Here is a 6,420-nt window from a genome sequence, read left to right as displayed (position 1 = left end):
GGGCGGACCTTGCCGTGGAGCCGGACGGGCTCGCGGTGCGGCGGTCAGGCGAGGCGGCCGCCGCCGTCGACGTGCAGCACGGTGCCGGTGACGTAGGGGTTGTCGATGGCGTAGAACACGGCCTTGACCAAGTCCTCCGGGCTGCCCACCCGGCGGGCCGGGTTGCGTTCGGCGACCCCCCGCAGGAACGCCTCCTTGTCCGCGCCCAGGCCGTCCCAGGAACCGGTGTCGACGATGCCGGGGGAGACCGCGTTCACCCGGAGGGGGGCGATTTCCACCGCCAGGGCCCGCACCAGGAAGGCCAGCGCGCCGTTGGTGGTGGCCATCACCGTGCGCGCGGGCGCCGGCCGCCAGGCGGCCACGCCGGAGAAGAAGGTGAACGAGCCGTTCGGCGACGCCTGTCCGGCCAGGTGCTTCGCCAGCATCAGCGGCCCGATCACCTTGGCAGCGAACGCCCGCTGCACGTCGGCCGCTTCGAGGTCCTTCAGCGGCCCGTTGGCCGGTATCGCGGCGGTGGAGACCAAGTGGTCGAAGCCGCCCGCCAGGGCGGCGAAGCCGGCGATCGACCGCTCGTCGGCCAGGTCGAGCGCGAGGACCTCGGACGGCCCGGACAGCTCACCGGCCGTCCACTCCAGCTTGCGCGGATCCGGACCGGCCAGCACGAGCGCCGCACCGGCCGCCGAGGCGGCCTTGGCGACCGCGCGTCCGGTGCGCGAGCCGGCGCCCACCACGACGAGCCGCTGTCCCTGCAGGGGCGTGCCATCGAACATGAGGAGAACGCCTTCGAGTGATCGGTGATCGGTGACCGGCCGCCCGTCGCTTCCCGCGGCGGCCGCACCACGACCCTCTCCCGAGCAGGGACGATGAGTCCAAGGCTTGCTCCCTACCGCAGCGATAAAATCCGCTCATGGCAATTCCGACGCTCCGGCAGCTCGAGTACCTGGTCGCCGTGGTCGACACCGGTTCCTTCACCCGCGCGGCCGAGCGGCTGCACGTCACCCAGCCCGCCCTCTCCCACCAGATGCGGGCCCTGGAGAGCACGGTCGGCGGCCCCCTCCTCGAACGGCTGCCGCGCTCGGTGCGGCTCACCCCGATGGGCCGGGCGGTGCTCCCGCACGCCCGCGCCGCGCTCGCCGAGGCCGAGCGCCTGCGCGCGGTGGCCCGGCGCACCGCCGGCCTGGAGGAGGGCGAACTGGAGATCGCCGTCGTCTACTCGGTCAGCCTCGGCGTCCTGCCGCCCGTCCTGCGCACCTGGCGCCACCGGCACCCCGGTGTGCGGATCCGGCTGCGCGAGTACGGCCACGCCGAGCGGCTCCAGGCCGACATGGCCGCCGGCCGCGCCGACCTCGCCATCGGCCCCGCCCCGGCCGGCTGGGAGGGGCCGATCCGGGAGCTCGGCGTGGAGGAGTTCGCGATCGTCCTGCCCACCGACGACCCGCTCGCCGACCGTCCCGCCGGCACGGTCGCGCTGGCCGACCTCGCCGACCGCGCCTGGGTCCACTACGTCCCCGACAACGGCCTCGCCGACCTGCTCGACCGGGTCTGCGCCCGTGCGGGTTTCCACCCGCGTGCGGCGGTCCGCGCCGAACAGACCTCCGCCGCGCCCTTGCTCGCCGCCGCCGGGCTCGGCCCGGCCCTGGTGCCCGCCAACATCGTCCCGCCCCACTTCGACGGCGCGCTGCTGCGCCCCGACCCCCCGGTCCGGCGCACCCTCACCGCCTACACCCGCACCCGCCCCGACCCCCTGACCGTCGCCTTCGCCGACCTCCTCGCCGACCGGGTCCGCGTCAACCCGACCGGATTCCCGGCGCCCGGCACCCGGCGCCGCGCGCCGACGACGCGGGTGGCGGTCCACGCCACGACCCCGACCCCGTCCCCGCCCCCGCCCGGGGCGGAGCAGGAGTGGCATGTTTCCCCGGCGGCCGGGCAGGCGGCCCCCCGTACGGACGACCGAGTACGCAGAGAACGAGGAGGCAGCGCATGAGTGACGCGATGTGGGACTACGAGGGTGCCGAGGGCTACGCGGCGGGGTCGGACCTGACGGGGTACCGGGTCGAGGCGACCGACGGTCACATCGGCAAGGTCGACAAGCACACCGCGGACGTCGGCGCGGGCTACATCGTGGTGGACACCGGTCCGTGGATCTTCGGCCGCGAGGTGCTCCTCCCGGCCGGCACCATCACCCGGGTCGACGACACGGAGAAGACGGTCTGGGTCAACCGCACCCAGGACGAGGTCAAGAACTCCCCGGAGTACGACAAGGACAAGCACGCCGACGACCCGGCCTACCGCAACCAGGTCGGCGGCTACTACGGCGGCACCGCCCTCTGACCCACCGGGACCAGACCGGGACCGGGACGGGCGGTCGGCGGGTGTCCGGCCGCCCGCCGGGCGACCATGGCGGGATGGCGAAGAACCGGCAGGTCGAACGCACCCCCGACGGCCACTACGTCGTGATCGGCGGCAGGCGCTGGCGGGCGACCGATCCGGAGGTGCCGGACGAGGTCCGGGAACGGCTGACCCGCCACCTGATGGCGGCCCGCCGGGGGCTCGTCCGAACCGGCGGGGACCGCGACGCGGAGCAGGCCGCCCGGGCCCGGGTGCAGCTCGCCAAGGTCGGCCTCGGCGAGCGGGGCACCCCCTGGTGGCAGCAGCCCCTCCCGGAGCGCCGCCGCCGCTGGGAGCAGAGCCTGCGCGCACTGGACGACGCGGACCGGCCCTGCGAACCGTGACGCGGCGCCGTGCGGTGCGGGCCCCGGGGCCCGTGATGCGGCACCTCCCGGCACGCACCGGCGGCCCCGCGGGCTCCTCAGGCGAAGATCCGCCCGACGGCGAAGCCGACGCAGCAGACGACCATGACCATGATGGCCAGCAGCGGGATCCAGCCGGGCCAGGCCGTGTGCAGTTCCGCCGACTCGGGGACGGAGATCCCGTGCGTGGTCGAAGCCTCGCACTCGGGGGTCTCGACCGGCGCGGAGTGGCCGGGCAACCGGGCCGGAGCGGCGACGGAGTGACTGACGGACATGGCGTCCTCCGTAGGGTGTCGATCGTCCTGTGGTGCGCCGGTGCGCTCCCACACCCCACGGTCCACCCGGCGGCGCCCGAGCGCAAAGCCGCACCCTTTCCGCACCGTTCGGACCGGGGGCGGCCCACCGTGCCCCGCCGCGCCGGATCCACCGTGACCCGCCGGGGCCGCCGGACAGCGGACACGGCGGCATGTCCCGGCGAATGGCCCGGCCGGCCCCGGGCAGAGGTGCCAGGGTGGGGGAGCACCACGACACCCCGCCCGGAGCCGGAAGGCGGAAGCGAGTTGACAGGCACCCCGGAGACCGCACCCCTCACGCTGGTGATCATCGGTGGGGGAGCCGCCGGACTCAGCCTGGCCGACTGCCTGGTCGGGCACGACCCGGAAGGAGCCGACGGCGGCCCCCGGTTCGACGTGACCCTCGTCGAAGCGCCGGAAGGGCCGCTGCGCCCGGCTCCCCGGACGTGGTGCTTCTGGGACGACGGCCCCGGACCGTACGAGGAGGCCGTCGGCGCCCAGTGGTCCCGGTTGCGGATCACCGGCCCGGACGGCGAGGGCCTCGAAACGGCGCCCGCCCCCCTGCGCTACCGGATGCTGCGCTCCACCGCCCTCGAGGAACTGGTCCACTCCCGCCTCGCCGCCCACCCCCGGGCCCGGGTCCTGCGCGCCACCGTCCGGGACGTGCGGGCGCGGCCGGACGGACGGCCCGGCGCCCGCGTGCACGCCGACGACCCGGCCGGCCGGCCCCTCGCCCTCGACGCCCGGTACGTCTTCGACTCCAGGCCGCCCGCCCGGCCCCCGCTGGCCCGCACCGCCCTGCTGCAGCACTTCCGGGGCTGGTTCGTGCGCACGGACCGCCCGCGCTTCGACCCCGGCACGGCCGACCTCATGGACTTCCGCGTCCCGCAGCCCGCCCACGGCCTCGCCTTCGGGTACGTCCTGCCGCTGGCCCCCGACCGCGCGCTGGTGGAGTACACCGAGTTCTCCCGGCACCCGCTGACCGTCCCCAGGTACGAGCGCGCCCTGCGCGCCTACACCGGAGAGGTCCTGGGCCTGCGCGGGTTCACCGTGGAGGACGTCGAACAGGGCGCCATCTTGATGACGGACGGCCGCTTCCCCCGCCGCACCGCACCCGCGCACGTGCACATCGGCACGGCCGGCGGCGCCACCCGCCCCGCCACCGGCTACACCTTCGCCGCCGTCCAGCGGCAGAGCCGCGCCATCGCCGAGGCCCTCGGCCGACCGGCCGCGCCGGGTCGGCCCGCGCCGGCGCCCGCACCCCACCGCCGACGGGCCCTGGCCATGGACGCCGTCCTGCTGCGCGCCCTGGACACCGGCCGCGTCGACGGGCCCCGCTTCTTCACCGACCTGTTCCGCCGCACCCCCGCCGAACAGGTGCTGCGCTTCCTGGACGGCGCGAGCACCCCGCTCGAAGAACTCCGCATCGGCCTGCGCTGCCCCGTCGGCCCCATGCTCCGATCGGCCGCCGAACTGCCGCTGCTGCCCCGCCGGGCCGCGCCCGGCACCCGCCCCGGACCCGCCCCGCACCTCCGTGAGGACCACCGTTGACCACGCCCCCGCCCCACCGCGACCACGCCGCACCCCGTCCGGGCACACCCCGTACGGCCGCACCCCGTACGACCGCACTCCCGGCCGTGCGCGCATGAGCCGCACGCAGCCCCGCGCCCGGCACGGACGGGACCGCCGGGCCGAAACCGTGCCCGCAGCCGCGGGCCACGCCCGCTTCCCCGGGGCCCGGCCGCCCCGGGTGGCCGTCGTCGGCGGCGGGATCGCCGGCCTGGCCGCCGCGACGGCCCTCGCCGAACGCGGGATCGACGTGGTCCTGCACGAACGGGAACCCGTGCTGGGCGGGCGGGTCGCGGGCTGGAGCACCCGGCTCGCCGACGGATCGACCGCGACCATGAGCCGCGGCTTCCACGCCTTCTTCCGCCAGTACTACAACCTGCGCGGTCTGCTGCGGCGCACCGACCCCGGACTCACCCGGCTGGTCGGCCTGCCCGACTACCCGCTGCGCCAACGCTCCGGAGCGACCGACAGCTTCGCCCGGGTGCCGCGCACCCCGCCGCTGAGCGCCGCCGGCTTCGTCGCCCTCAGCCCCACCTTCGGCCTGCGCGACCTCGCCGCACTGGACGTCCGGGCCGCCCTCCCGCTGCTGGACGTCCGCCTCCCCGAGGTCTTCGAACGCCACGACACCACCAGCGCGCACGACCTGCTGCAACGGATCAACTTCCCCGCGGCCGCCCGCCACCTCGCCTTCGAAGTGTTCTCCCGCAGCTTCTTCACCGACCCGCGCGACCTGTCCGCCGCCGAACTGCTGCTGATGTTCCACATCTACTTCCTCGGCTCCTCCGAAGGACTGCTCTTCGACGTCCCCACCGAGCCCTACCCGCAGGCCCTGTGGGAGCCGCTGGCCGCCTACCTGGCCGCCCACGGCGCCGACCTGCGCACCGGCTCCGCCGTCGACGCGGTCCGGCCGCTGCCCGGCGGGGACCTCGAAGTGCTCTCCCGCGGCCGGGGGGCCGAACGCCACCAGGCCGTGGTCCTCGCCCTGGACCCGGCCGGGCTGCGCAGCCTCGTCGCGGACTCCGCCGAACTGGGCGACCCGGCCTGGCGCGCCGACATCGCCGCGCTGCGCACCGCGCCGCCCTTCCTGGTCTCCCGGCTCTGGCTGGACCGCCCCGTCGCCGCCGACCGGCCGGGCTTCCTCGGCACCAGCGGCTACGACGGACTGGACAACGTCAGCGTGCTGGAGCGCTGGGAGGGCGAGGCGGCCCGCTGGTCCGCCCGCACCGGCGGGTCCGTGGTCGAACTGCACGCCTACGCCGTGGCCGAGGACGCCGAACCCGAGGAGGTCCAGGAGCGGATGACGGCCCGGCTGCACGAGGTCTACCCGGAGACCCGCGACGCCCGGACGGTGGACGTCCGCCACGAATGGCGCCGGGACTGCCCGGTGTTCCCGGTCGGCGGCTGGCCGCACCGCCCCGGCGTCACCACCCCGCACCCCGCCCTGGTCCTCGCCGGGGACCTCGTCCGCACCGACCTGCCCGTCGCCCTGATGGAACGCGCCGCCACCACCGGCTTCCAGGCCGCCAACGCCCTGCTCGCCCGCTGGGGCGTCGCCGGCCAGACCCTGTGGACGGTGCCCCGGGCCGGCCGCTCCCGGCCGCTGCGCGCCCTGGCCCGCCTGGCGGCCCGCTGACCGGCCCGGCGGGCCGGGGCCGCCCGTCAGCCGGGGCCGCCCGTCAATCGGGGCCGCCCGTCAGCCGGGGAAGCGGCCGGTGCTGCGCAGCGCCCAGCGGCGCTCCGCGTAGGCCAGGTCGTCGCGCCACAGCCGGCCCGCGGTGCGGCGCACCAGCGGCCGCAGGGCCGGGGCC

At 76.4% G+C, this 6,420-nt stretch carries 8 protein-coding genes; 5 read left to right on the top strand and 3 right to left on the bottom strand.

From position 1 onward, the window contains the following. Positions 1–44: 44 nt before the first annotated feature. Positions 45–770, bottom strand: a complete 726-nt coding sequence (locus ACFUEL_RS32635) for an SDR family oxidoreductase (RefSeq protein WP_380240677.1) — start codon at positions 768–770, stop codon at positions 45–47. 137 nt (positions 771–907) lie between these two features. Between ACFUEL_RS32635 and ACFUEL_RS32630 the strand changes: the two genes are divergently transcribed. The 3 genes from ACFUEL_RS32630 to ACFUEL_RS32620 all read left to right on the top strand — a co-directional run bounded on the left by ACFUEL_RS32630 (position 908) and on the right by ACFUEL_RS32620 (position 2,732). Continuing rightward, on the top strand, positions 908–1,984 hold the full coding sequence (locus ACFUEL_RS32630) for a LysR substrate-binding domain-containing protein (protein WP_380240675.1): 1,077 nt from the start codon (positions 908–910) through the stop codon (positions 1,982–1,984). Further along, positions 1,981–2,331, top strand: coding sequence for a PRC-barrel domain-containing protein (locus ACFUEL_RS32625; protein WP_380240673.1), 351 nt, complete (start codon positions 1,981–1,983; stop codon positions 2,329–2,331). Before ACFUEL_RS32630 ends, ACFUEL_RS32625 begins: the two co-directional genes overlap by 4 nt. Before the next feature lie 74 nt (positions 2,332–2,405). Beyond that, positions 2,406–2,732, top strand: a complete 327-nt coding sequence (locus ACFUEL_RS32620) for a hypothetical protein (protein ID WP_380240671.1) — start codon at positions 2,406–2,408, stop codon at positions 2,730–2,732. 77 nt (positions 2,733–2,809) lie between these two features. On the opposite strand, the gene ACFUEL_RS32615 is transcribed toward ACFUEL_RS32620, so the two are convergent. After that, positions 2,810–3,025, bottom strand: a complete 216-nt coding sequence (locus ACFUEL_RS32615) for a DUF6480 family protein (RefSeq protein WP_380240669.1) — start codon at positions 3,023–3,025, stop codon at positions 2,810–2,812. Between the two features lie 285 nt (positions 3,026–3,310). Between ACFUEL_RS32615 and ACFUEL_RS32610 the strand changes: the two genes are divergently transcribed. Further along, positions 3,311–4,594 (top strand): lycopene cyclase family protein, encoded by a 1,284-nt coding sequence (locus ACFUEL_RS32610; protein ID WP_380240667.1) that lies wholly within the window; start codon positions 3,311–3,313, stop codon positions 4,592–4,594. A gap of 94 nt (positions 4,595–4,688) precedes the next feature. Further along, entirely contained in the window at positions 4,689–6,245 is a 1,557-nt protein-coding gene (locus tag ACFUEL_RS32605; protein ID WP_380240665.1) for an FAD-dependent oxidoreductase, read from the top strand. A gap of 60 nt (positions 6,246–6,305) precedes the next feature. Here the strand turns inward: ACFUEL_RS32605 and ACFUEL_RS32600 are convergent. Then, positions 6,306–6,420: DUF5914 domain-containing protein (locus tag ACFUEL_RS32600; protein WP_380240679.1), on the bottom strand; the 115-nt coding region annotated here is incomplete at its 5' end.

It is taken from the genome of Kitasatospora sp. NPDC057198, from assembly GCF_042670125.1.
Taxonomy (GTDB): Bacteria; Actinomycetota; Actinomycetes; order Streptomycetales; family Streptomycetaceae; genus Kitasatospora.
The sequence above is the reverse complement of the archived record's forward strand: the minus strand, read 5'-3'. Positions and strand labels throughout refer to the sequence as shown.

What these genes read in the sequence shown, in the direction of transcription:
- ACFUEL_RS32615 (WP_380240669.1), bottom strand. Translation starts at nt 3,025, where the DNA reads ATGTCCGTCAGTCACTCCGTCGCCGCTCCGGCCCGGTTGCCCGGCCAC.
- ACFUEL_RS32620 (WP_380240671.1), top strand. Translation starts at nt 2,406, where the DNA reads ATGGCGAAGAACCGGCAGGTCGAACGCACCCCCGACGGCCACTACGTC.
- ACFUEL_RS32635 (WP_380240677.1), bottom strand. Translation starts at nt 770, where the DNA reads ATGTTCGATGGCACGCCCCTGCAGGGACAGCGGCTCGTCGTGGTGGGC.
- ACFUEL_RS32630 (WP_380240675.1), top strand. Translation starts at nt 908, where the DNA reads ATGGCAATTCCGACGCTCCGGCAGCTCGAGTACCTGGTCGCCGTGGTC.
- ACFUEL_RS32625 (WP_380240673.1), top strand. Translation starts at nt 1,981, where the DNA reads ATGAGTGACGCGATGTGGGACTACGAGGGTGCCGAGGGCTACGCGGCG.
- ACFUEL_RS32605 (WP_380240665.1), top strand. Translation starts at nt 4,689, where the DNA reads ATGAGCCGCACGCAGCCCCGCGCCCGGCACGGACGGGACCGCCGGGCC.